This is a genomic window from Haloferax sp. S2CR25 (assembly GCF_031624535.1).
GTDB lineage: Archaea > Halobacteriota > Halobacteria > Halobacteriales > Haloferacaceae > Haloferax > Haloferax massiliensis.
Genome location: NZ_JAMQOO010000002.1, coordinates 447,184 through 467,885 on the forward strand (window position 1 = coordinate 447,184; position 20,702 = coordinate 467,885).

23 protein-coding genes are annotated in these 20,702 nt (G+C 68.4%); 7 read left to right on the forward strand and 16 right to left on the reverse strand.

The annotated features are described in order from the left end of the window. Nucleotides 1-136 precede the first annotated feature (136 nt). From rpl12p to NDI65_RS07700, 5 genes are all read right to left on the reverse strand, one after another. Nucleotides 137-475, reverse strand: coding sequence for a 50S ribosomal protein P1 (rpl12p, locus tag NDI65_RS07680; RefSeq protein WP_004974573.1), 339 nt, complete (start codon nt 473-475; stop codon nt 137-139). A gap of 21 nt (nt 476-496) precedes the next feature. After that, nucleotides 497-1,543 (reverse strand): 50S ribosomal protein L10, encoded by a 1,047-nt coding sequence (locus tag NDI65_RS07685; RefSeq protein WP_089777447.1) that lies wholly within the window; start codon nt 1,541-1,543, stop codon nt 497-499. Continuing rightward, complete coding sequence (locus NDI65_RS07690; protein WP_089777448.1) at nt 1,540-2,178, reverse strand: 50S ribosomal protein L1; 639 nt, start codon at nt 2,176-2,178, stop codon at nt 1,540-1,542. Before NDI65_RS07690 ends, NDI65_RS07685 begins: the two co-directional genes overlap by 4 nt. Nucleotides 2,179-2,483: 305 nt before the next feature. Beyond that, the gene (locus NDI65_RS07695) at nt 2,484-2,963 is read right to left on the reverse strand and encodes a 50S ribosomal protein L11 (protein WP_310893537.1); all 480 of its coding nucleotides are present in this window, start codon (nt 2,961-2,963) and stop codon (nt 2,484-2,486) included. Between the two features lie 99 nt (nt 2,964-3,062). Then, nucleotides 3,063-4,127, reverse strand: a complete 1,065-nt coding sequence (locus tag NDI65_RS07700; RefSeq protein ID WP_310893538.1) for a M42 family peptidase — start codon at nt 4,125-4,127, stop codon at nt 3,063-3,065. A 152-nt stretch (nt 4,128-4,279) separates the two neighbouring features. On the opposite strand from NDI65_RS07700, the gene NDI65_RS07705 reads away from it, so the two are divergent. The 3 genes from NDI65_RS07705 (at nt 4,280) to NDI65_RS07715 (ending at nt 6,559) form a co-directional block, all read left to right on the forward strand. After that, complete coding sequence (locus NDI65_RS07705; RefSeq protein WP_089777451.1) at nt 4,280-4,621, forward strand: hypothetical protein; 342 nt, start codon at nt 4,280-4,282, stop codon at nt 4,619-4,621. Nucleotides 4,622-4,739: 118 nt separating this feature from the next. Beyond that, on the forward strand, nt 4,740-5,816 hold the full coding sequence (gene mvk, locus NDI65_RS07710; RefSeq protein WP_310893539.1) for a mevalonate kinase: 1,077 nt from the start codon (nt 4,740-4,742) through the stop codon (nt 5,814-5,816). Further along, nucleotides 5,813-6,559 carry an isopentenyl phosphate kinase gene (locus tag NDI65_RS07715; protein ID WP_089777453.1) on the forward strand — a complete coding sequence of 249 codons (747 nt, stop codon included), beginning with the start codon at nt 5,813-5,815 and terminating at the stop codon, nt 6,557-6,559. The genes mvk and NDI65_RS07715 overlap by 4 nt, the downstream gene beginning before the upstream one ends. Before the next feature lie 24 nt (nt 6,560-6,583). Here NDI65_RS07715 and NDI65_RS07720 read toward each other — a convergent pair whose 3' ends face one another. Continuing rightward, entirely contained in the window at nt 6,584-7,330 is a 747-nt protein-coding gene (locus NDI65_RS07720) for an MBL fold metallo-hydrolase (RefSeq protein ID WP_089777454.1), read from the reverse strand. Nucleotides 7,331-7,434: 104 nt separating this feature from the next. Between NDI65_RS07720 and NDI65_RS07725 the strand changes: the two genes are divergently transcribed. After that, nucleotides 7,435-10,191, forward strand: coding sequence for an ATP-dependent helicase (locus NDI65_RS07725; RefSeq protein ID WP_089777455.1), 2,757 nt, complete (start codon nt 7,435-7,437; stop codon nt 10,189-10,191). Nucleotides 10,192-10,216: 25 nt separating this feature from the next. On the opposite strand, the gene NDI65_RS07730 is transcribed toward NDI65_RS07725, so the two are convergent. Further along, nucleotides 10,217-12,871: an AAA domain-containing protein gene (locus NDI65_RS07730; RefSeq protein WP_310893540.1), complete on the reverse strand. Its 2,655-nt coding sequence runs from the start codon at nt 12,869-12,871 to the stop codon at nt 10,217-10,219. A 120-nt stretch (nt 12,872-12,991) separates the two neighbouring features. On the opposite strand from NDI65_RS07730, the gene NDI65_RS07735 reads away from it, so the two are divergent. Together NDI65_RS07735 and NDI65_RS07740 are read left to right on the forward strand one after the other, a co-directional pair. Further along, complete coding sequence (locus tag NDI65_RS07735) at nt 12,992-13,564, forward strand: hypothetical protein (protein ID WP_089777457.1); 573 nt, start codon at nt 12,992-12,994, stop codon at nt 13,562-13,564. A 103-nt stretch (nt 13,565-13,667) separates the two neighbouring features. Continuing rightward, nucleotides 13,668-13,895: a hypothetical protein gene (locus tag NDI65_RS07740; protein WP_089777458.1), complete on the forward strand. Its 228-nt coding sequence runs from the start codon at nt 13,668-13,670 to the stop codon at nt 13,893-13,895. 6 nt (nt 13,896-13,901) lie between these two features. On the opposite strand, the gene NDI65_RS07745 is transcribed toward NDI65_RS07740, so the two are convergent. Next, complete coding sequence (locus tag NDI65_RS07745) at nt 13,902-14,864, reverse strand: zinc-dependent metalloprotease (RefSeq protein ID WP_089777459.1); 963 nt, start codon at nt 14,862-14,864, stop codon at nt 13,902-13,904. A 110-nt stretch (nt 14,865-14,974) separates the two neighbouring features. Here NDI65_RS07745 and NDI65_RS07750 point away from each other — a divergent pair, with 110 nt between their 5' ends. Then, nucleotides 14,975-15,793 (forward strand): VOC family protein, encoded by an 819-nt coding sequence (locus NDI65_RS07750; protein ID WP_089777460.1) that lies wholly within the window; start codon nt 14,975-14,977, stop codon nt 15,791-15,793. Between the two features lie 27 nt (nt 15,794-15,820). Here NDI65_RS07750 and NDI65_RS07755 read toward each other — a convergent pair whose 3' ends face one another. The 8 genes from NDI65_RS07755 to NDI65_RS07790 form a co-directional block, all read right to left on the reverse strand. Further along, nucleotides 15,821-16,981 (reverse strand): rhodanese-like domain-containing protein, encoded by a 1,161-nt coding sequence (locus NDI65_RS07755; RefSeq protein WP_089777461.1) that lies wholly within the window; start codon nt 16,979-16,981, stop codon nt 15,821-15,823. Between the two features lie 177 nt (nt 16,982-17,158). Beyond that, the gene (rpsB, locus tag NDI65_RS07760) at nt 17,159-17,944 is read right to left on the reverse strand and encodes a 30S ribosomal protein S2 (RefSeq protein ID WP_089777462.1); all 786 of its coding nucleotides are present in this window, start codon (nt 17,942-17,944) and stop codon (nt 17,159-17,161) included. Continuing rightward, nucleotides 17,941-19,140, reverse strand: coding sequence for a phosphopyruvate hydratase (gene eno, locus NDI65_RS07765; RefSeq protein WP_089777463.1), 1,200 nt, complete (start codon nt 19,138-19,140; stop codon nt 17,941-17,943). Before eno ends, rpsB begins: the two co-directional genes overlap by 4 nt. Nucleotides 19,141-19,144: 4 nt before the next feature. Beyond that, nucleotides 19,145-19,321: a DNA-directed RNA polymerase subunit K gene (locus NDI65_RS07770; protein WP_004043021.1), complete on the reverse strand. Its 177-nt coding sequence runs from the start codon at nt 19,319-19,321 to the stop codon at nt 19,145-19,147. Next, on the reverse strand, nt 19,318-19,512 hold the full coding sequence (locus NDI65_RS07775; protein WP_004061330.1) for a DNA-directed RNA polymerase subunit N: 195 nt from the start codon (nt 19,510-19,512) through the stop codon (nt 19,318-19,320). The genes NDI65_RS07770 and NDI65_RS07775 overlap by 4 nt, the downstream gene beginning before the upstream one ends. A gap of 12 nt (nt 19,513-19,524) precedes the next feature. Next, nucleotides 19,525-19,923 (reverse strand): 30S ribosomal protein S9, encoded by a 399-nt coding sequence (locus NDI65_RS07780; RefSeq protein ID WP_004969360.1) that lies wholly within the window; start codon nt 19,921-19,923, stop codon nt 19,525-19,527. Next, nucleotides 19,917-20,354 (reverse strand): 50S ribosomal protein L13, encoded by a 438-nt coding sequence (locus tag NDI65_RS07785; protein WP_089777464.1) that lies wholly within the window; start codon nt 20,352-20,354, stop codon nt 19,917-19,919. Before NDI65_RS07785 ends, NDI65_RS07780 begins: the two co-directional genes overlap by 7 nt. Continuing rightward, nucleotides 20,351-20,701: a 50S ribosomal protein L18e gene (locus NDI65_RS07790; RefSeq protein ID WP_004043025.1), complete on the reverse strand. Its 351-nt coding sequence runs from the start codon at nt 20,699-20,701 to the stop codon at nt 20,351-20,353. Before NDI65_RS07790 ends, NDI65_RS07785 begins: the two co-directional genes overlap by 4 nt. Between the last annotated feature and the right edge of the window lies 1 nt (nt 20,702).

Below are 20,702 nucleotides of genomic sequence, written 5' to 3' on the forward strand. Positions count from 1 at the left end.
GGCCCGTATCCGAGTCGGCGGGCGTGCGACCGGGGTCGTCAGATGCGCGGACAGAACCGCCGCTGGCGGGTTGCGTCGAAAGAAAGCGGAGTTTCGAAGCGAGCGTCGCCGCGGACGCGGCGGGGTCTCGCGGGAGTTAGCCGAAGAGCGCGCCGAGGCCCTCGCCGTCGGCCTCTTCGTCGTCGTCGTCGTCGTCGCCGCCTTCGTCAGCGGCCTCTTCTTCGGCGTCTTCCTCGTCGTCGTCGTCAGCGGCCTCGACTTCGCCACCGGCGGAACCGCCCGCGGCGGGCGCGGGGGCGGCGGCGGCCGTCTCGATGGCCTCTTCGATGTCGACGTCCTCCAGCGCGGCGACGAGCGCCTTGACGCGGGATTCTTCGACATCGACACCGGCGGCTTCGAGGACCGCGGTGATGTTCTCTTCGTTGACCTCTTCGTCCGACTCGTTCAGGATGAGCGCAGCGTAGACGTATTCCATTGTTGTGTACCTTGTGTGTTGTTAGAACAGGGAGCCGAGGGCGTCGCCGGCGTCTTCGTCGTCGTCGCCGTCGTCTTCGGCGGCGTCGTCGGCGTCGGCGTCTGCCTCGTCGGCGTCCGCTGTTTCTTCGTCAGTCGATTCTTCTTCCTCGGCGGCACCCGTGTCAGCCGCGGACACGCCGCGGAGTTCCTCGGGAAGCGCCTCTTCGTCGTCGATGTTCGCCGCGAGCGCCCGAAGCTGGGCGTCCGCCTTCGAGATGAGCTCGGGCATGAAGTCCGGGCTCTCGATGTTGGCGAACAGACCGACGGCCTTGGCCTCGCTCGTCGCCTTGGCGATGAGCGTCGGCGCGGTCTGGGCGGTCGGGTAGACCGCGTTGACCGACAGGTTCGTCGCGGCGGAGACGGCCGACTGGATGTCGGCGCGGTACTCGTCCACGTCGATGGCGAGTTCGTCGGGCTCGAACAGGACGCCTTCGGAGAAGACGCCGCGGAGGTCGAGACCGACCTCCTTGGGCTCGATGCCGAGTTCCGCCAGGACGTTCGCGAGTTCCTCGGAGACTTCCTCGCCCGCCGAAAGGACGTTGGAGTCTTCCGTCACCTTGATCGAGCCGTCCATGATGCGGGCGGACGCCCCGACCTGCTGGAGTTCGCCGACGAACGGACCCGGGTCGACACCGGTGTCACCCTCGGGGATGACGATGTCGTTCGGGGCGACTTCACCGGCGTTGATGGGCGCGGGCGTCTTCGACGCCTCAAGCTCCTTGAACAGGGCGAACGGGTTGTCGTTCGTGCCGATGAGGGCGACCTGCCCGGCGATGTACTCCTTGAGTTCCTCGAAGCCGTCGTTGACCTCGTCGAGCGCGCGGTTGACGAGCGTGTTACGGCTCATGCGCACCGCGGCCGAGCCGTGAAGCTCGCGGCGCATGGCCTGGAGCTGGCGGCTCGGGATGCCCGCGACGCCGACGACGCCGACGGATTCGTAGGATTCGATGAAGTCGACGAGCTCGTCGACCTCTTCACGCTTCCACTGCGGGATGACCTCGGTCTGCCGAACCTCGGATTCGCTCATTCGGGCACCTCCACGGACGGCCCCATCGTCGTCTTCACGTAGACGGAGTCGATGTTGAGCGGGCCCTTTTCGAGCGTCGCTTCGAGACGACGGACGATGACGTCGATGTTCTCCGCGATCTCGTCGGGCGTCATGTCGTCTGCGCCGACGCGCGTGTGGAACGTGCGACGGTCACGCGAGCGGAGCTGCACCGTGTTCTTCATCCGGTTCACCGTCTCGACGACGTCGTCGTCGGGCTGAAGCGGGGTCGGCATCTTACCACGGGGACCGAGCACGGTACCGAGGTAGCGACCGATGTCCTGCATCAGTCCAGCCTCGGCAACGAAGAAGTCGGTCTCGTCGGCAAGGTCTTTCGCCGCATCGGTGTCGTCGCCGAAGTCTTCGAGCTCGTCGGGCCCGAGAACTTCGTCGGCGACATCCTCTGCGCGGAGCGCGGTTTCACCGGTCGCGAACACCACAATCTGGGTGTCCTGGCCGGTGCCAGACGGGAGCACGATGCTCTCGTCGACACGCTTCGACGGGTCGTTAAGATCTAAGTCTCGCAAGTTCACGGCGAGGTCAACCGTTTCGCGGAAGTTCCGCCCGGGTGCCTCGTCGAGTGCGCGAGAGACTGCGTCAACTATTGTGTCTGCCATTATTCACCTCCGTAGTACGCAGGATTGCTCCTACGGGTCAGTGAAACAGGCTACTGCCTGCCTCGTCCGGCAGGACGAGTAGGCTCAACTTAAGTCCGTCGAACCACGGGAGCCGAAACCCCCGAATTCGGGGGTTTCGCGTGCCACAGCCACACATGCGAACCGGCGGGCACGCGAGCGACGTGAGGCCGTCGACGGTCGGGCCGCTCCGGGTCGAGTCGGGTCCGTGGAGAGAAGAAAGCGGGCCGAGTCGGCTCGGCCCGACGGAAAGGGCGGTTCGAACCGCCGAGGCGGGTCCGAGACGATTACTCGTCGTCGTAGTAGTCGTCGAACTCGCCGCCGTCGATGCGCTCTTTGAACGTGCGGGCGTCCTCGCCTTCGACGGTGACGCCGAGGGACGCGCACGTGCCGGCGACTTCCTTCGAGGCGTTCTTGAGGTCGTACGAAAGCAGGTCAGAGGACTTCTGCTCTGCGACCTTCTTCAGCTGTTCGATGGACATGTCGGCGATGAAGTTCTCCTGGGGTTCGCCGCTGCCGGTGTCGAATCCGACTTCGTCCTTGATGAGGGCGGCCGTCGGCGGGACGCCGACCTCGATGCTGAACGAGCCGTCGTCGTCGTATTCGACGGTGACGGGCACTTCCATGCCGTCGAACGCGGACGTCTGGTCGTTGATCTGGTTGACGACGTCCTGCACGTCGACGGGGGTCGGGCCGAGTTCCGGGCCGAGCGGCGGACCGGGGTTCGCCTTCCCGCCGGGAACGAGTACTTCGATAGTTCCAGCCATACGTGGAAACACCGTGTGGCGACTTTTAACGGTTTTCTTTCGGCCGGAGCCGTATGCGACAACTACGCACAGGCGAGACGCCGCTCGGCGACGTCCCGCTTAGAGGTCGACGCCGAACGAGTCCACGTCGCCCGCGAGCGCGGCCATCGACCCGAGGAGCGCGGCCACGTCGTCGAGGTCGCTCGTGGAGACGACCTCCACGGGCGTGTGCATGTAGCGGTTCGGGATGCCGATGTTGAGCGAGGGGATGCCGGAGCGACTCGTGTAGAAGGCGTCCGCGTCGGTGCCCGTGCGGACGCCGGCGGCCTGCAACTGCACGCCGATGTCGGCCTCCTCGGCCGCGTCGCGGGCGAGCGAGACGACGTTCGGGTGGTTCGCGCTCCCGCGGGAGACGACCGGTCCCTCGCCGAGTTCGACCGGGCCCTTGCGCTTGCCGGGCACGTCGGGGTTGTCCGTGGCGTGGGTCACGTCGACGGCGACCATCGCGTCGGGGTCGAGGTCGTAGCCGACCATCTTCGCGCCCTGCACGCCGACTTCCTCCTGTACCGTGCTGACGGCGTACACCGTCGCGTCCACGTCGGCCTCGACGGCGGCGCGGAGGCCCTCCGCGGCCGACCACGTGCCGACGCGGTTGTCCATCCCGTTGGCCGCGACGCGGTCGCCCGCGAGGTCGCGGACCCGCGCTTCGACCGTCACGGGGTCGCCGACTTCGACGTGGTCCTTCGCGTCGCCCTTGCTCGTCGCGCCGATGTCGACGAACTGCTCTTCGAGGTCGTCGTACTCCTCGCTCCCCACGTCGCGGAGGTGGATGGCCGTCTGGCCGATGACGCCCGCCACGTCGCCGTCGTCGCCGTGGACCGTCACGTGCTGGCCCTTCGAGACGGTGCGGTCCGCGCCGCCGATGGGGCCGATGCGGACGAAGCCGTCGTCGTCGATGTCGCGGACGATGTAGCCGATTTGGTCCGCGTGGCCGGTGAAGGCGATTTCGGGGCCCCCGCCGATTCCCTCGTGGACCGCGACGGCGTTGCCGTAGTCGTCGACCGTCACGTCGTCGGCGAACTGCGAGACGTAGTCCACCCACACGCGCTGGCCGGCGACCTCGTAGCCGGACGGACTGGGTGTGGTGAGCAGGTCTTCGAGGAAGGCGCGTCGGTCGTCGTCCATACCGGACGTTCGCGGGCGGCGGGACAAGAACACAGCGAATCCAGCACACCCCACCGGAAGCCGGTCTGGGCGTCGCGGTTCGGAGCGTCCCGCGAGGCTCGAATCCCCCCGTCGCCACAAGGCATATCCATCTTGTGAGCGTACTGATGGGTATGGCCGACTTCACCCTCTTCGAGGTTCACCTGCACGACGGCTTCGAGTTCAGCCCGACCAACAGCGCGCCGCTGCTCTCCAAGGGCGCTGACGCGGAACTCGAAACCGACGACGAATCGAACGACGACTACGACGCCGAATTCGACGCCGACGAGGCTGACGAGACCGACGAGGCCGAGTCGGGCGGCCGTCCCGGACTGGGGCTACTCGTCGGGCTGGTCCTGCTCGTCGGCATCGCGGCGGCGGTCCGCTACATCCGCGGCGACGGCGACGACCTCGACGAACTGGCCGACCTCGACGATTCCGACGAGGAGCGCGACGAAGTCGAAGTCGACGCCTGAACCGGCGTCCCGAACACCGTTTTTCCGCGGCCGTCCCCCGACCGTTACCGCCGACCACCACCGCCGAGTTCGGCCGCGGTCGGATACCCTTAAGCGAATCCCGTAGCAACTCCGGGGTATGACCGTTTCGAGCGCTCCCGGCAAGGTGTACCTGTTCGGGGAGCACGCAGTCGTCTACGGCGAACCGGCGGTCCCCTGCGCGGTCGAGCGCCGGGCGACCGTCACCGTCTCCGCCCGCGAGGACGACCACGTCCGCGTCCGCGCCGAGGACCTGAGTCTCAACGGCTTCACCGTCGAGTACCGCGGCTCGACCGGCGACCGGCCCGACGTGGACGTTCCGGCACCGCTCGTGGAGGCCGCGATGGGCTACATCGACGCCGCGGTCGACGAGGCCCGCGACGCCGCCGACGCGCCCGACGCCGGCTTCGACATCACCGTCGAAAGCGACATCCCGCTCGGGGCCGGCCTCGGCTCCTCCGCGGCGGTCGTCGTCGCCGGCATCGACGCCGCGACCCGCGAACTCGGCGTCGAACTCGCGCCGCGCGAAATCGCGGAACGCGCCTACCGCGCCGAACACGAGGTCCAAGACGGACAGGCGTCCCGCGCCGATACCTTCTGTTCGGCGATGGGCGGGGCCGTCCGCGTCGAGGGCGACGACTGCCGGACCATCGACGCGCCGCCGCTCCCGTTCGTCATCGGCTTCGACGGCGGCGCGGGCGACACCGGCGCGCTCGTCTCCGGCGTCCGCGCGCTCCGCGAGGAGTACGACTTCGCCGCCGACACCGTCTCGACCGTCGGCGACGTCGTCCGCCGGGGCGAGGAACTGCTGGCCGAGGCGGACCCCGACGCCGACGAACCCTCCGAGGAACTCCTCTCCGAACTCGGCCGCTTCATGAACTTCAACCACGGCCTGCTCGAAGCTCTCGGCGTCTCCTCGCGCTCGCTCGACTCGATGGTGTGGGCCGCCCGCGAGGCCGGCGCGTACGGCGCGAAACTGACCGGCGCGGGCGGCGGCGGCTGTATCGTCTCGCTCGACCCGACGCCCGAGACCCAGACCGCGCTCCGATTCACCCCCGGCTGCGAGGACGCCTTCCGCGCCGAACTCGCCACCGAGGGCGTCAGAGTCGAGGTGCCGCCCGGGGCCGAGGTTGACGCCGAGGGCGACTCCGAACCCGACCGGGGGGACTCGGCGTGAGTCTCGTCGTCCTCAAACTCGGCGGGAGCGTCGTCACCGACAAGGACGAACCGGAGACCGTGGACGAGGCGGGGCTGGCGGCCGCGGCGGACGCGGTTTCGACCCTCGCCGAGTCGGGCCGCGTCGTCGTCGTCCACGGCGGCGGGAGCTTCGGCCACCACCACGCCGCCGAACACGGCGTCTCCTCGGACTCCGGGAGCCGCGACGCCCGCGGCGTCCGCGCCATCCACGACGCGATGAAGCGCCTCAACGACGCCGTCCTCGACGCCCTCGCGGACCGCGGCGTCGCGGCCCTGCCGGTCCACCCGCTTTCGGCCGGCGCGCGCGAGGCCGACGGCTCGCTGTCGCTTCCTCTCGCGGCGACCGAAACGATGCTCGACGAGGGCTTCGTCCCGGTCCTCCACGGGGACGTCATCGCGCACGCGGGGAAGGGCGCGACCATCGTCAGCGGCGACGACCTCGTGGTGTCGCTCGCGTCCGGTCTCGGCGCGGACCGCGTCGGGCTCTGTTCGACCGTCCCCGGCGTCCTCGACGCCGACGGCGACGTGATTCCCGAGATTACGGCGTTCGCGGACGCGGCCGACGCGCTCGGCGGGTCGGACTCGACCGACGTGACCGGCGGCATGGCCGCGAAGGTCAGAAAACTGCTCGCGCTCGGCGCGCCGGCGCACGTGTTCGGCCCCGAGGGGCTGTCGGCGTTCGTCGCCGGCGAGTCGCCGGGGACCGTCATCCGCGGGGAGTAGCGCGTAGCCGGCGTCGAACGCGACTCAGAGTTCGACGACCAATCCGTCTTCTGCGACTCGGACCTCGCCGTCGAAGCGCTCGCTCACGCCCGCCCGGAGGTCGTCGGTGACGCGGTCGGCGTGGGGGTAGAGATGCGTCAGGAAGACCGAATCGATGTCCCGACCGGCGAGCGCCTCGCCCACCTGCGACGGCGTCGGGTGGTTCGACACGTCCACGTCGTCCGGGAACGAGCAGTCGTGCGCGAGGACGCTCGCGCCGTCGGCGAAGTCGCCGAGGGCGGAGAACGCCTCGGTGTCTCCGGAGAAGACGAAATCGGCCTCGCCCCGCTCGTTGCTGAAGCGGTAGGCGAGCGTCGGCATCGAGTGGCGGACTTCGAACCCCATCACGTCGAAGCCGGCGACGCCGAACTCGGTCGGGCCGACCTCCCGAATCTGCACGTCGAGGCGGCCCCGCAGGTAGTCGTGGACGTCGAACAGCCCCTCGACGAGGGCTTCCGTCCCCTCCGGCCCGACGATTTCGAGGCTGTCAGCGCCGGCGAGCCACCGGGCTTTCACGAGCGCCATGAGGTCCGACACGTGGTCGAGGTGGTGGTGCGTGAGGAGGACCGACGAGACGCCCTCGTAGCCGACTTCCGTCTCGGCGAGGCGGGCGAGGACGCCCGACCCGCAGTCCACGAGGAGGGCGTTGCCGTCCGATTCGAGGAGGAGTCCGGTCTGGGCGCGGCCGGTGACGGGCATCGCGCTGCCGGTGCCGAGGAACGTGACGCGCATGCGCAGAGCTACCACGGCGGCGGCGTTAGTCCTTGTGCTCGCCGGGTCGGTCGTCCGCGGGGACAGGCACAACCCTCATACCCGCGCGGGCTAACCCCGAGGTAATGACCCGGCGCGGCCGCTCGCTTCTCGCGTCGAGAGGCGGCGACTACGAGTTCGACCCCGAGTCGGTGTCCGTCGCCGACGAGGACGTCCTCGACCTGCTGGAGCCCGCCGTCCAAGCGTGGTGGGTCGACCGGTTCGGGGAGTTCGTCCCCGGCAACGGCGGCTTTTTCACCCCGCCGCAGCGCGGAGCCATCCCGCACATCCACGACGGCGACAACGCCCTCATCTGCGCGCCGACGGGGTCGGGAAAGACCCTCGCCTCCTTCACGGCCATCATCAACGAGCTGTTCCGCCGCGACCGGGGGTCGCCCGACGGCCTCGACAACTCGGTGTACTGCCTCTACGTCTCGCCGCTGAAGTCGCTCGCGAACGACATCCACCGGAACCTGACCGAGCCGCTTTCGGGCATCGCCGACATCGCCGAGGGCCGCGGCGAGACGGTTGACATCAGACACGCCATCCGCCACGGCGACACCTCCTCGGCGGACCGCCAGAAGATGCTGTCTGAGACGCCGCACATCCTCAACACGACGCCCGAGACGCTGGCGATTCTGCTCAACTCGCCGAAGTTCAAAGAGAAGCTCCGAACCGTCGAGTACGTCGTCGTCGACGAGATTCACAGCCTCGCGGAGAACAAACGCGGCACGCACCTGTCGGTGTCGCTGGAGCGACTGGAGGACCTCGCCGAGTCGTCGCCGACGCGCATCGGCTGTTCGGCCACCGTCGAACCGCTCGACACGGTCGCGGAGTTCCTCGTCGGTTGCGAGGGCGGCGACCCCCGCGACTACGAACTCGTGGACACGCGGTTCGTCCGCGACTTCGACGTCCGACTGGAGTGCCCGACCGACGACCTGATTCGGACGCCCCGAAGCGAGGTCCAGAGCCGGTTTTACGACCGCCTGCACGACCTCGTCGCCTCGCACACGAACACGCTCGTGTTCACCAACACCCGGTCTGGCGCGGAGCGCGTCCTCCACAACCTCCGCGAGGAGTTCGACGACATCGACGAGTCGAACTCGGGCTGCCACCACGGGAGCCTCTCGAAAGAGCGCAGACAGGAGATCGAGTCGAAGCTGAAGGCCGGCGAGCTTCGCGTCGTCACCACCTCCACGAGCCTCGAACTCGGCATCGACATGCCCCACATCGACCTCGTGGTGCAGGTCGGCTCTCCCAAATCCGTCGCCGCGCTCCTCCAGCGGGTCGGCCGCGCGGGCCACCAGCTCGGCCAGACGGTCGAAGGCCGCGTCATCGCCCTCGACAGGGACGAACTCGTCGAGTGCGCGGTGATGCTCTCGAAGGCCGAGTCAGGGTTCGTCGACCGGGTGTTCATCCCCGAGAACGCCTTCGACGTGGCCGCCCAGCAGGTGTACGGCATGGCCATCAACGCGATTCGCCCCGAGTCGGAACTCCGCGAGACGCTCCGGCGGGCCTACCCCTATCGGAACTTCTCGGACGACGACTTCGAGCGCCTCTTTCGCTATCTCACCGCCGACTACGACGGCCTCGAAGACAAGAACGTCTACGCGAAAATCTGGCGCGACACCAACGACCCGCCGGACGGCGAACACCACTACGAGGAGTACCCCGTCGGCGAGCCGCTCATCGGCAAACGCGGTCGGATGGCCCGCGTCATCTACATGACCAACATCGGCACGATTCCCGATTCCTTCACCTGTGACGTGCTGGTCCGCGGGGCCGACCAGTGGGTCGGCACGCTCGACGAGGGCTACCTCGACACGCTGGAGAAAGGCGACGTGTTCGTCCTCGGCGGCGACCACTTCGCGTACCGCTACCGCCGCGGGTCGAAGGTGTACGTCGACCGCACCGCCCAGCGCCCGACGGTCCCCTCGTGGTTCTCCGAGCGCCTGCCGCTTTCGTACGACCTCGGCCGCGAACTCGCGGCATTTCAGGCAGACCTCGTGGACCGACTCGACGCCGGCGGCGCGCCCGCCGTCAGGTCGTGGCTCCGGGAGTTCCCGCTCGACGAGAACAGCGTCCGCGCCGTCACGCGGATGTTCGACGAGCAGGTCAGATACGCCGGCCCCGAGAGCGTGGCGACGCCCGACAGACTCGTCGTCGAGACCGAACTCGACCGCGAGGCCTACCGCCGGCATTTCTACGTGCATTGCACCTACGGCCGGCGGTTCAACGACGGGCTCTCGCGGCTCCTCGCGTACCACGCGGCCCGCCGGACGAACGCGAACGTGCAGGTCGCCGTCGCCGACAACGGCTTTTCGCTGTCGATGCCGCTCAACCGCAAGGTCGACCTCGCGGGCGTCCTCCGCGACCTCAACCCCGAGGAAGTCGAGGACGACCTGCGGGCCGCCCTCGACGGGACCGACCTCCTGAAGCGCTACTTCCGCATCAACGCGACGCGCTCGCTCATGATTCTCAAGCGCTACAAGGGCTACGAGAAGTCGGCCGCCCAACAGCAGGTCTCCTCGGAGATGCTGCTGTCGTTCGCACAGGACCTCGACGAGTTCGCGGTGATAGAAGAGACCTACCGCGAGATTCTCGAAGACAAACTGAACCTCGACGCCATCGAGGACGCGGTTGCGGCGATTCGGGCGGGCGACGTGGACGTGGTCGGCCACCAGGTCTCGTCGCCGACGCCGCGGGCGTTCGGCCTCGCCACGCTGACGGCGAGCGACGTGGTCCTCGCCGAAGACGAGAGCGCGGCGCTCAGGGAGTTCCACGAGCGCGTCAAAGCGGAAATCGACGACGACGAGGCGGACCTCGATATCGACGTGAACTGAGAGTCGATTGGCCGCCGAGACGCCCTTACCGCCGCGCCCACGCGAGCATCCGGTCGTAGAACGGGTCGGATTCGAGCGCGTCGGCGTCGCCGACGAGACACAGCGCCTTCTTCGCCCGCGTGAGGGCGACGTTGATGCGGCGGTGGTCCTCGAACAGCGGGCCGTCCAACTCGCCGGTGGCGACGAAGGAGACGACGATGACCTCCTTCGAGGAGCCCTGGAACCGGTCGACCGTGTCGACGGTGGCGTCGGTTCGGCGGGAGATTTCGGCGACCTGCGCCCGGAACGGGGCGATGACGCCGATGTCGTCGGTGTCGACGCCGGCGGCCTCGTAGGCGGCGACGACCTCGGCCACGCGGTCAGCCTCGACGGGGTTCGTGTTGCCGACGCGACGGCCGTCGGGGTCGACGAAGGAGACTTGGTCCGCGAGTTCGGCGGGGAGGTCCGCGGTGTCGACGCCGAGGTCGCGGAGGTGCTGAGCCGCGACGGCCCCCGTGGCCGGGCGGAGCGCGCCGTCGTAGAACTCCTTGGAGGCGAACGCCTGAATCCGCTGGGACATTCGGTACTGGCGGTCGAGCATGACCGAGGCGTCGGGGTAGGTCTCGATGAGCCGCTGGAACAGCGATGTCTGGAGGTCGTTTTCGGCGCGGACGACCGGCGGAAGCTGTTTGTGGTCGCCGACGAGGACGAACCGGTCGGCGAGGTTGACGGCGGCGAGCGTCCCCGGTTCGGTTATCTGCGACGCCTCGTCGACGAGCGCCGCGTCGAACGACTGCTCGCGCATCACGCGCGACCCGCAGGAGGCGGTGGTCGCGGCGACGACCGGCGCGTCGCGGAGGGCGGCGGCGAGCGCGTTCGGGTCGCCGCTCCGCGAGAGGCGCACGTCCTGCATGTCCTCGCGGACGCCCGATTCGGTGCCGACGCGAACAATGTCCTCGAAGCCTTGGTCGCGCAGGGCTTCGAGCGCGTTGTCGACCGCGCGGTTCGTGAAGGCCGAGAGCAAGACGCGGTTGCCGTCCTCGACGAGCGCGCGGATGGTCCGGGCGATGGTGTAGGTCTTGCCCGTCCCCGGCGGCCCGTGGATGAGCGCGAGGTCGTCGGCGTCGACCGCGAGGCGCACCGCGTCGTCCTGCGCGTCGTTGTTGTCGATGAACGTGCGACCCGCAGAGCGGTCCGCAAACTCGGGGTCGCGGCGGCCGAACAGGGCGTCCTTGCGCTCGGGCGAGCCCTTGAGCACCGCGTCGTGGAGGGCGGTGAGCAGGCGGTCGACGGTGAGTTCGGAGGGGTAGACGTCGAGGCGTCGGAGCGGGACGGGCTCGTCGGTCGTGACGACGATTTCGTCGCCGAGTTCGACGATGCGCGCGAGTTCGGCGTGCCCCTCGACGGGGTGGCCGTCGCTGGCGAGCGCCACGTCGCCCGCGCGGAGTTTCGACACCGCGTCGTCGGTCTGCTCCGCCCGGAGTTCCCACGTGCCGTCGGGGCGCTCGGTCCGGCCGAGTGGTTCGAGGCCGATGAGCGCCCGGTCGTCGTCGGCGCGCTCCTCGGCGCTCTGGTCCCAGAGTTTGCGGTACTCGTTGTGGACCGCCCGGCGCTCCTCCTCGACCGCGCGGTAGAAGCGGTCGAAGTAGTCGCGTTCGTCATCGGGAACCGGAGTCCCGATTGCGCCGGCTTTCGACTCCTGTCCGAGCCTGCCGGAGACGACCATGCAGGTGTCCTTCTCGAAGCAGTACTCGCACTTCGAGTTCACCTCGTAGCCGGTCGGCACCGACATGTCGTGTTCCATCGCCGCGATTTCGTTGCGGGTGCGGACGACGAATTCGAGGAGGCCGCGACCGATGGAGAAGTCCTTCGCCGGCGAGAGGTCGCCCGACTCCTCGGTGCGGTCGAGCGTCGTGTTCTTCGTGTAGAGGAGCGTCCCCGTGTCGACCGGGACGCCCCGCTCTTCGAGGATGAGCGCGTAGGAGGCGGCCTGAATCTTGTCCTGAAACCGCGGGTCGCGGTTGAGGTTCTTACCGGTCTTGAGTTCGACGGGCGACCCCCGGCGGAGGGCGTCGGCGCGGCCCTTGATGCCGAACGTCGGCGAGATGAGGGTGTACTCCGAGCGCCACTCGTCCTCGTCGGTGAGGACGCCCTGCGAGAGCCAGCCCTCGATGGCGGCGGCGTTGCGGCGCACCTCGTCCGCGACCTCGTCGACCTCGCGGCCGAGCAGGCCGAGTTCGAGGCCGCGCTCGTCGATGCGCTCGTCGATGGACGAGTCGAGGTCGCGGCCGCGGAGGAGGTCGCCGAACACGTCGTGGACGATGGTCCCTTTCACAACCGGGTAGTTCAGCGGGATGCCCGAGAGCTTGTTCAGGTAGTACATCCGCGAGCACTGCACCCACGAGCGGACGTCAGTCACGTCCACGAGGAAGTCGGGCTCGACGACGACGAACGACTCCGAGCCGGTCGAATACGTCGTCTCGCCGCGGTACTCGGACTCCTCGGCGTCGGTGACGAGGAGGTCCATGCCCGGTTCGGCGTGTTCGGCGGCGTGGGTCCACTTCCCCCAGAGGGTGACGGTCACCGGCTCTCCGGTCCCGCGCTCGGGGCGGAGCGTCACCTCCGCCAGCGAGCGCTCGCCGTGCTTCGTTTCGACGTCGCGCGGCTCGCCGACCTCGACGAGCGGACCGCGAAGGTTCACGTCGAAAGCGTGGGTGAGGCGCGGGCAAATAGCCGTCGGTGGGCGCGGGCAGTTCGGCAGGTCGCGTGTGTGAATCCCCCGACCGTCACGCTCTTTCTCTCTCGCGCGGTACGCACTCCCATGCGCGTCAGAGATTGGCAGGACATCCTCTCGGAGGTCGTCGACGACGACCGCAACCGCGACCCCGACGGGTGGCGGGCCGTCGCGGGGAGTCGCCGCCGAAGCCTCGGCGAAGACCTCTTTCTCGCCCACCCCGACGCCGGCGTCTACCAACTGAAGACGTACGCGAAGAACCCCTACGAGGTCCGCGGCGTCGGCGCTCGCGTCGCCCGCCGCGTCGACGACGACCTCGACCCGCTGTTCCCGCGCCGGCGCGACGGCGGCGAGGGCGACGCCGGCCGGTTCGCCGTCCAGCGACCGCCCGAAGACGAGTCGCAGGCCGAGTCGATGGCGCGGCGACTCGAAGAGACCGTGAAGGTCCACGCCGACGCGCCGACCACCGCCGACGACTTCTTCACCGACGTGATGGAGGCGCTCGAAAGCCCGGCGTTCGGCCCGATGGACTACGAGTTCGACGCCCGGCCCGACCGCCTCGACGACCTCTCCGATGAGTTCGCGGACGCCGACGAGTTGCTCTCATCGGACCTCGACGACCTCATCGAGTCCGACGGCATCGACCGCGGCTTCCAGTAGGAGTCATCGGTTTCAAACCCTCGCACTCCCATTAGCCACGCATGGACGATAGGCTCCGCGGGCGGGCGCGACGACCGCCCCACTGCGGGACTTCGGAGGGACGATGGTCGGGTCGAGCATGAGCGACGACGAGACGCGGCTCGCCAACAACCGGCTCAAAATCGGCTTCACCCTGCTGGTCGGCGTGTCGGCCGCGCTCGTCGCCGCGCAGGCGGGCGCGACGCTCGTTCAGGGCGCAATCGCGCTCCTCGCCGGACTGGTCATCGGCGGCCTCCTCACGTGGTACATGAGCCGGTGGGCGCGCGAGTTCACCGCCGTGAACCGCCGGTAGGGGGACTCAGGGCGACACCCGAGCGAGCCATCGCTCGGGGGCGTCCAGTTCCGCGTCGGTCGGTAAGTTCTCCGGATGGTCCCACACCCGCGACGCGGCGGCGACGCCGCGCTCGTCGGCGACGTGCTCGAAGAAGCGAGCGCCGCGTTCGTACTGCCGGCGCTTGAGTCCGAGGCCGAGGAGTCGCCGCGCGAGTTTGGCGACCGGGCCGCCGCCCTGCCGACGCTCGTCGAGTTTCCGGCGGAGGTCCTCGTAGTCGTCGTCGAACGCTCGGTCCATCAGCAGTTCCGCGTAGCCCTCGACGGCGGTCATCGCCGTGTCGAGTTCGCGGAACGCGTCGCGGTCGATGTCGCCGTCGACGAGGGCGTCGACGCCGCGTTGCATCCGCGATTCGAGGTGCGTCGAGAGCCACGGGGCCGCGCCGAACTCCGCGGCGTGCGCCACCTCGTGGAAGGCGATCCAACGGCGGAACCGCGGGTAGTCCACGTCGAGGCTGTCGGCGACCCGGCGGATGTTCGGGTGGACGAAGTACAGGCCGTGGTCGTCGTCGCCCTCGGCGAGGAGGAGCGGGTCGTACTGCCCGAGGACGTTGTTGCCGAGAAACGAGAGGACGAAGGCGAACGACCCGGTGTTGACCGCGCGCGTGACGCCGGGGAGGACCGCGGGACCGTGTTCTTCGAACGGGGCCATCACCCGGCGGAACGTCGCCACGTTCGCGTCTATCCAGTGGTGTCGGTTCTGGACTTCGACGACCTCGGGCACGTCGAACTCGACCTCGGCGACGGCCGACAGTCGGTCGCGCGCGTCGCGAACGTCGGCCGCGTAGCCCGCGCGCTCGGCGTCCGTGAGGTCGAGCGACCCGGGCTCGGTCGCTGACTTCGCGGCCTCGGTGACGGCGTCCCAGTCGATGGTGCCGGAGCCGGTCGCCGAAGCGTCCGCGACCGCTCTGACGCTCCGAAAGAGGTTCATACCGTATCGTGGCGGTCCGGACGCAAAACGCTTCGGTCGGGGTGTTCGAACCCGCCGATTCGCAGACACGACGACCCTAGACACTATATCGAGTCAGACGTGGGGGGCGTATGGACCGAACCATCGACCACGTCGCGTTCGGTGGTACCGAGCTGTACGAACTCCGGGCGGCCGCGAACGAGGTCGGTCTCACGCCGACCTACGGCGGCGAACACGGGACCGGAACGACCCACATGGCCGTCGTTCCGTTCCCCGACGGGTCGTACCTCGAACTCATCGCGCCGACGCTCGGGACCGACGCCGAGGACGCCGGCTTCTGGCCCGACCACCTCGCGACCGACGCCGGCCCCGCGGCGTGGTGTCTGGAGACCGACGACGCCGCCGCCAGCGCCAAGGCCGCCATCGACGCCGGTCTTCCAGTCGACGGCCCGCACGAGGCCTCCCGCGCCCGCCCGGACGGCCGCCTCGTCGAGTGGGACATGTGCTTCGAGGGCACAGACCAGCGACTCCCCTTTTTCATCCGCGACCGCACCCCGCGGGGCTACCGCGTTCCGACCGCTGTGCGAAACGCCGCCGTCCGCGGACTCCGCACTGTCGTCGTCGCAACCGCCGACCGCGAGGCGACCGCGGCGCTGTTCGCCCGGCGACACCGCTACCCCTCGCCGGTCGATATCAACGGCCCGTTCTCGGCGTTCGCCACGCTTCCCGGCACGCCGCTCGCCCTGTGCGAACCCGGCGACGGCGCGCTCGGGGAACGCATCGAGGCGGTCGGCGAGGGGCCGTGCGCGTTCCTCGTCGGCGTCACCGACCTCGACCGGGCACGGAACTCGCTGTCGCTCGGCCCCGAGATTCGCTACAGCGACCGCCGCATGGCGTGGTTCGACCACGACCTGTTCGACGGTCGGTTGGGTGCGGTGGAACTCCCCTGAACCGCCGATTGAATCCGGACGACGGGCTCAGGCGGCGCAGTTGTTCGGGCCGAGTTCGAGTTCGGTCGCCTCCTCCTCGTCGCCGACCGCGGCGCGGCCGGTGTTGATGTCGATGACGCGCTCGTAGTTCGCCGGCTTTTCCGGCGTGTCCTCGGAGACGCGAGAGACGAACGCCGCCTCGTCCATCGACAGGAGGTCGAGTTCCGAACGCAGGTCGCCGAGCGTCGCGCTCACGAGTTCGCCCGGCGCGGCGACCCCGTAGCGCCCGTCCGCCCCGACGGAGACGTGGCCGGGGAGGACGCGCGTCTCGTCGGGAAGCGACAACAGCGTGTCGTGGAGCGTCTCGTAGAGGAGTTCCGCGCCCGTCGACGCGTCCGCATCGCCGAACTGGAGTTCCGTCCGGCCGACCGACTCGACGAACAGCGTGTCACCGGTGCAGAGGAACCGCCCGTCGACGAGGTAGTTCGTCATGTCCGAGGTGTGCCCCGGCGCGTGAATCGCCTCGACCTCGTAGTCGCCGACGGCCAGCGTCTCGCCGTCGTCCAGCGCGGTGAACTCGTAGGCCACGTCGCGGTCGGTTGCCTCCGACCCGAGGTAGTACGGCACGCCGAGTCGGTCGGCGAGCGCGCGTCCCCCCGAGACGTGGTCGGCGTGGATGTGTGTGTCGAGCACACCAGTGATCGTCAGCCCCGCGTCGGCGGCGACGAGTTCGAACTCGTGGGTCTGACGGGTCGCGTCCACGACGACCGCCTCGCGGGCCGACCGCGAGCCGACGACGTAGCCGAGACAGCCCTTCGCGCGGCGCTGGACCTGCGCGACGAACAGGTCGTCGTCGCCGGTGTCGAGTTCGACCACCTCGTACAGTTTGCTCCAGTCTTCCATGCCGCCTTTGACGACCTCCACGTCGTCGTAGTCGCGCGCCGCGAGTTCAAAGCCGAACGACGTCGAGGACAGTCCTTTCCCGCAGATAGCGACGACCGGCCCCTCCGCGGCGAGGTCGCCGACGCGGTCCCAGTCCCAGTCGCCGCCGAGCCCGTCGACGGGGTGGAAGGGGACGTTGACCGCGCCCTCGATGTGCCACGACTCGAAGCTCTCCGGCGGCCGCGTGTCGATCACGGTGAACGAGTCGCCCGCGTCCAGTCGGTCGGCGAGTTCGCCCACGGTGAGCTGGTGGAGGAGTTTGCTCATGTGCCTAGCTATGGGAACGACGCACAAAACCGTTTGTGGCGGGCGCGGCTGACACGGCTCTCGCGCGGCGGCGAATCGACGCGCGGTCGGCGTTTCGCAACCGCGGCTGACCCGAAAGAGAGCGCCGCCGCTCACCGGGCGGGCGTCAGAAAAGTCGAATCGAAAGGTCGTCCCGAACTACAGTTCGGCCTCGAAGTCTTCGAGGGCGTAGACGGTGTCGGAGCCGCGGCGGTCGAGCGTCTCGTTGGCCAGCAGCCAGTAGACGACCGACAGCGCGCGCCGACCCTTGTTGTTCGTCGGGACGACGAGGTCGACGTTCGACGTCTGGTTGTTGGAGTCGCACATCGCGATGACCGGGATGCCGACCGTGATGGCCTCCTTGACGGCCTGCGCGTCACCGATGGGGTCGGTGACGACGACCACGTCGGGTTCGATGTAGCCGGCGTAGTCCGGGTTCGTCAGGGTTCCCGGGATGAAGCGGCCCGTGCGGGCGCGAGCGCCGACGGCGTCGGCGAACTTCTCGGCCGGGAAGCGACCGTACTGGCGGGAGGACGTGACCAGAATCTGCTCCGGACTGTAGTTCGCGAGGAAGTCCGCGGCGGTGCGGATTCGCGAGTCCGTCTGGCTGACGTCGAGCACGTAGAGCCCGTCGTCGCGGACACGGTGGATGAACCGGACCATGTCCTTGGTCTTCTGCTGGGTACCGATGTGGACACCGGCGGCCAGGTAGTCCTCGACCGGGATGAGCAGGTCGGCGTCTTCGTCGGGCATGACGTCCTCGTCGAAGGCCGGTTCCGGCTCTGCTTCTTCTTCGGCCTCGGCGGCGTCGTCGGCCGCCTCGGCGGTCTCTGCTGTCTCGTCTTCGGTGGCGGCCTCGGCGGGTTCCGTCTCGGCGACCGCTTCGGTCTCCGTCTCGGGTTCCTCGTCGGCGACCTCCACCGCGTCGTTTTCGTTGTCGCTCATACTGCGTCGTCCGCGATGCGGATGAGTTCGTTCAGTTTGGCGGTTCGCTCGCCCTGCACCGTGCCAGTCTTGATGAACGGCGCGTCGGTTGCGACGGCGAGGTGTGCGATGGTCGCGTCTTCCGTCTCACCGGAGCGGTGAGAGATGACGGCGTCCATCCCGTTTCGGGAGGCCAGTTCGACGGCGTCGAACGCGTCGGTCAGCGTCCCGATCTGGTTCGGCTTGATGAGGATGGAGTTCGCGGCGCCCACGTCGATGCCGTCCTGCAGACGGTCGACGTTGGTGACGAACAGGTCGTCACCGCAGATGAGCGTGCGGTCGCCCACGCGCTCTGTGAGTTCCGCGAAGCCCTCGTAGTCGTTCTCGTCGAGGGGGTCTTCGACGTAGACGAGGTCGTACTCGTCGACCATCTCGGCGACGTAGTCGATCTGCTCGTCGGTCGTCTTCGTCTCGTCACCGTAGTGGTAGACGCCGTCTTCGAACATCTCCGAGGCCGCGATGTCGAGACCGAAGCCGATCTCGAAGCCGAGTTCGTCCTCGACGTCGGAGACCGCTTCGCCCATGATTTCGAACGCGTCGGCGTCCGACACCGGCGGCGCCCACGCACCCTCGTCGCCCTTCGCGGCGGGCACGTCGCGCTCGTCGAGAATCTCGGACGCGCGGGCGTGGACCTTCGCGTTGGCGAAGACGGCTTCGGAGACGCTCGGCGCGCCGACCGGCGCGGCGAGGAACTCCTGGATGTTCGTCGCTTCCTTGGCGTGTTCACCGCCACCGATGACGTTCCCGAGCGGCGTCGGGAAGTTGTCGCCGCGGAACGCGCCGCCGAGGTGCTGGTACAGGGGCGCACCGAGCACGTCGGCACCGGCCTTGGCCGCCGCCATCGAGATGGCGACCGCGCTGTTCGCGCCGATTTCCGAGAAGTTCTCGGAGCCGTCGGCGGCGCGGAGCGTCGCGTCGACCTCGCGCTGGTTGCCCGCGTGGACCTCGTCCACGAGTCGGGGAACCGCGTGTCGCCGCGCGGCGGCGATTGCTTCGGTCGGCGGCAGTTCGATTGCCTCGTACTCGCCGGTGGACGCCCCGCTGGGGGCCGCAGCGCGACCGAACCCACCGGATTCGGTGAGCACGTCGGCTTCGACAGTCGGGTTCCCACGGGAGTCGAGCACGCGGCGCAGAGCTACGGATGTGATTCGTGTCATGTTGTCACTTACCCTCTCGTTTGACGGTGAACGGAAGTACACCTGCGTCGTACTCCTCGGCAGCGATTAATATCGGTTCTGTCTGTTCCGAATCGACGAGAACCGGTGCCCCGTAGGAGACCTGCAGCGCTCGCGCGCCGAGGATGCGTGCCTTCTCGTATCGGTTGTACCGTTGCATCATTGGTAGGGGGATACGACGTCCACGAGGTCCTTGTGCGACACCATCATCCGCCGGCAGCAGGCACGCGTGACCCCGAGGTCGTCGAGGACATCAGCGGGGTCCTCGTCTCCCTCGCGAGCACGGGCTTTGAACTCGTCCCAGTGTTCGCCGATCACTGTGCCGCAGGTGAAACACCGGACGGGAATCATCATGGTTAGATCACCTCAGCGGTAGGACTTCTGGTAACGAGCGCGCGCGCCCGGTCCGCCCCACTTCTTGGGTTCGGACTGGCGAACGTCGTTGACCAGAAGCGAGCGGTCGAACTCCATGTACGCGTCGCGAAGCTCCGCGTCGTTCAGGTGCTGCACCAGCCCACGAGCGAGCGCGGTGCGGACTGCGTCGGCCTGACCGGCCACGCCGCCGCCGTTGACGCGCACGTCGATGTCGACCTGCGAGCGGAGGTCCTCGCCTGCGATGCGGAACGGCTCCAGCATCTTGAGGCGGGCCATCTCCGGCTCGACCAGCTCGACCGGCTGGGAGTTGATTCGGACTCGACCCTCGCCCTCGCGCACGGTGGCGCGGGCGATTGCGGTCTTCTTCTTACCGGACGTGTTCGTTACCATGTGACGTTAGCACCCAGCTTCTCGGAGACCTCTCCGAGCGAGATGAACTTGATGTTCGAAAGGCGGTCCAGCGAGGTGTCTTCGAGCATCTCGCCGTCTTCGTCGTACGGATTGCCGACGTAGACGCGGACGTTCGAGAGCGCCTCGCGGCCGCGGGGCTTCTTGTACGGAAGCATGCCGCGGATGGCACGCTTGAAGATGCGGTCGGGACGCTTCGGGTAGTACGGACCCTGGTCCGAACCGACTTCGACGCGCTTTCTGTACTTGGCCATCACGTCCTCTTCCGAGCCCGTGATGACGGCGTCTTCCGCGTTGACGACGGCGACCGTATCGCCCGCGAGGGCGCGCTGTGCGACCTCCGAGGCGACGCGGCCGACGATGCAGTTTCGAGCGTCGACAACGACGTCTGCGTCGAATTCTGCGAGGCTCATCGGATCACCCGTACGTTGGACCCGTCGGGGTTCTGTTCAGCGAGTTGTTCTAGCGTCACGGTGTCGCCGACCTGCTCGATCTTCTTTCGAGCGGTGGACGAGAAGTCCACGGCCGCGACTGTGACGTTCTTCTGCAGCACACCGCTACCCAGCACCTTGCCGGGCACGACGACGGTCTCGTCTTCCTGAGCGTATCGTTCGATACGACCAAGGTTGACTTCCGCGTGGGTGCGCCGTGGCTTTTCGAGACGGTCCGCGACATCCTGCCAGACGTTGGCACCGGACTCACGCGAGACCGCCTTCAGCTCGGCGATGAGACTGTTGAGTCTCGGGTTCGTCTTACTCATT

Bases quoted from the DNA above. Each gene is read 5' to 3' on its own strand.
- NDI65_RS07700 (WP_310893538.1), bottom strand. From the start codon at position 4,127: ATGGACGACGACCGACGCGCCTTCCTCGAAGACCTGCTCACCACACCC.
- NDI65_RS07735 (WP_089777457.1), top strand. From the start codon at position 12,992: ATGCGCGTCAGAGATTGGCAGGACATCCTCTCGGAGGTCGTCGACGAC.
- rpsB (WP_089777462.1), bottom strand. From the start codon at position 17,944: ATGAGCGACAACGAAAACGACGCGGTGGAGGTCGCCGACGAGGAACCC.
- NDI65_RS07780 (WP_004969360.1), bottom strand. From the start codon at position 19,923: ATGGTAACGAACACGTCCGGTAAGAAGAAGACCGCAATCGCCCGCGCC.
- NDI65_RS07740 (WP_089777458.1), top strand. From the start codon at position 13,668: ATGGTCGGGTCGAGCATGAGCGACGACGAGACGCGGCTCGCCAACAAC.
- NDI65_RS07725 (WP_089777455.1), top strand. From the start codon at position 7,435: ATGACCCGGCGCGGCCGCTCGCTTCTCGCGTCGAGAGGCGGCGACTAC.
- NDI65_RS07690 (WP_089777448.1), bottom strand. From the start codon at position 2,178: ATGGCAGACACAATAGTTGACGCAGTCTCTCGCGCACTCGACGAGGCA.
- NDI65_RS07750 (WP_089777460.1), top strand. From the start codon at position 14,975: ATGGACCGAACCATCGACCACGTCGCGTTCGGTGGTACCGAGCTGTAC.
- NDI65_RS07720 (WP_089777454.1), bottom strand. From the start codon at position 7,330: ATGCGCGTCACGTTCCTCGGCACCGGCAGCGCGATGCCCGTCACCGGC.
- NDI65_RS07745 (WP_089777459.1), bottom strand. From the start codon at position 14,864: ATGAACCTCTTTCGGAGCGTCAGAGCGGTCGCGGACGCTTCGGCGACC.
- eno (WP_089777463.1), bottom strand. From the start codon at position 19,140: ATGACACGAATCACATCCGTAGCTCTGCGCCGCGTGCTCGACTCCCGT.
- mvk (WP_310893539.1), top strand. From the start codon at position 4,740: ATGACCGTTTCGAGCGCTCCCGGCAAGGTGTACCTGTTCGGGGAGCAC.
- NDI65_RS07705 (WP_089777451.1), top strand. From the start codon at position 4,280: ATGGCCGACTTCACCCTCTTCGAGGTTCACCTGCACGACGGCTTCGAG.
- NDI65_RS07770 (WP_004043021.1), bottom strand. From the start codon at position 19,321: ATGATGCAACGGTACAACCGATACGAGAAGGCACGCATCCTCGGCGCG.
- NDI65_RS07790 (WP_004043025.1), bottom strand. From the start codon at position 20,701: ATGAGTAAGACGAACCCGAGACTCAACAGTCTCATCGCCGAGCTGAAG.
- NDI65_RS07685 (WP_089777447.1), bottom strand. From the start codon at position 1,543: ATGAGCGAATCCGAGGTTCGGCAGACCGAGGTCATCCCGCAGTGGAAG.
- NDI65_RS07695 (WP_310893537.1), bottom strand. From the start codon at position 2,963: ATGGCTGGAACTATCGAAGTACTCGTTCCCGGCGGGAAGGCGAACCCC.
- NDI65_RS07755 (WP_089777461.1), bottom strand. From the start codon at position 16,981: ATGAGCAAACTCCTCCACCAGCTCACCGTGGGCGAACTCGCCGACCGA.
- NDI65_RS07785 (WP_089777464.1), bottom strand. From the start codon at position 20,354: ATGAGCCTCGCAGAATTCGACGCAGACGTCGTTGTCGACGCTCGAAAC.
- rpl12p (WP_004974573.1), bottom strand. From the start codon at position 475: ATGGAATACGTCTACGCTGCGCTCATCCTGAACGAGTCGGACGAAGAG.
- NDI65_RS07775 (WP_004061330.1), bottom strand. From the start codon at position 19,512: ATGATGATTCCCGTCCGGTGTTTCACCTGCGGCACAGTGATCGGCGAA.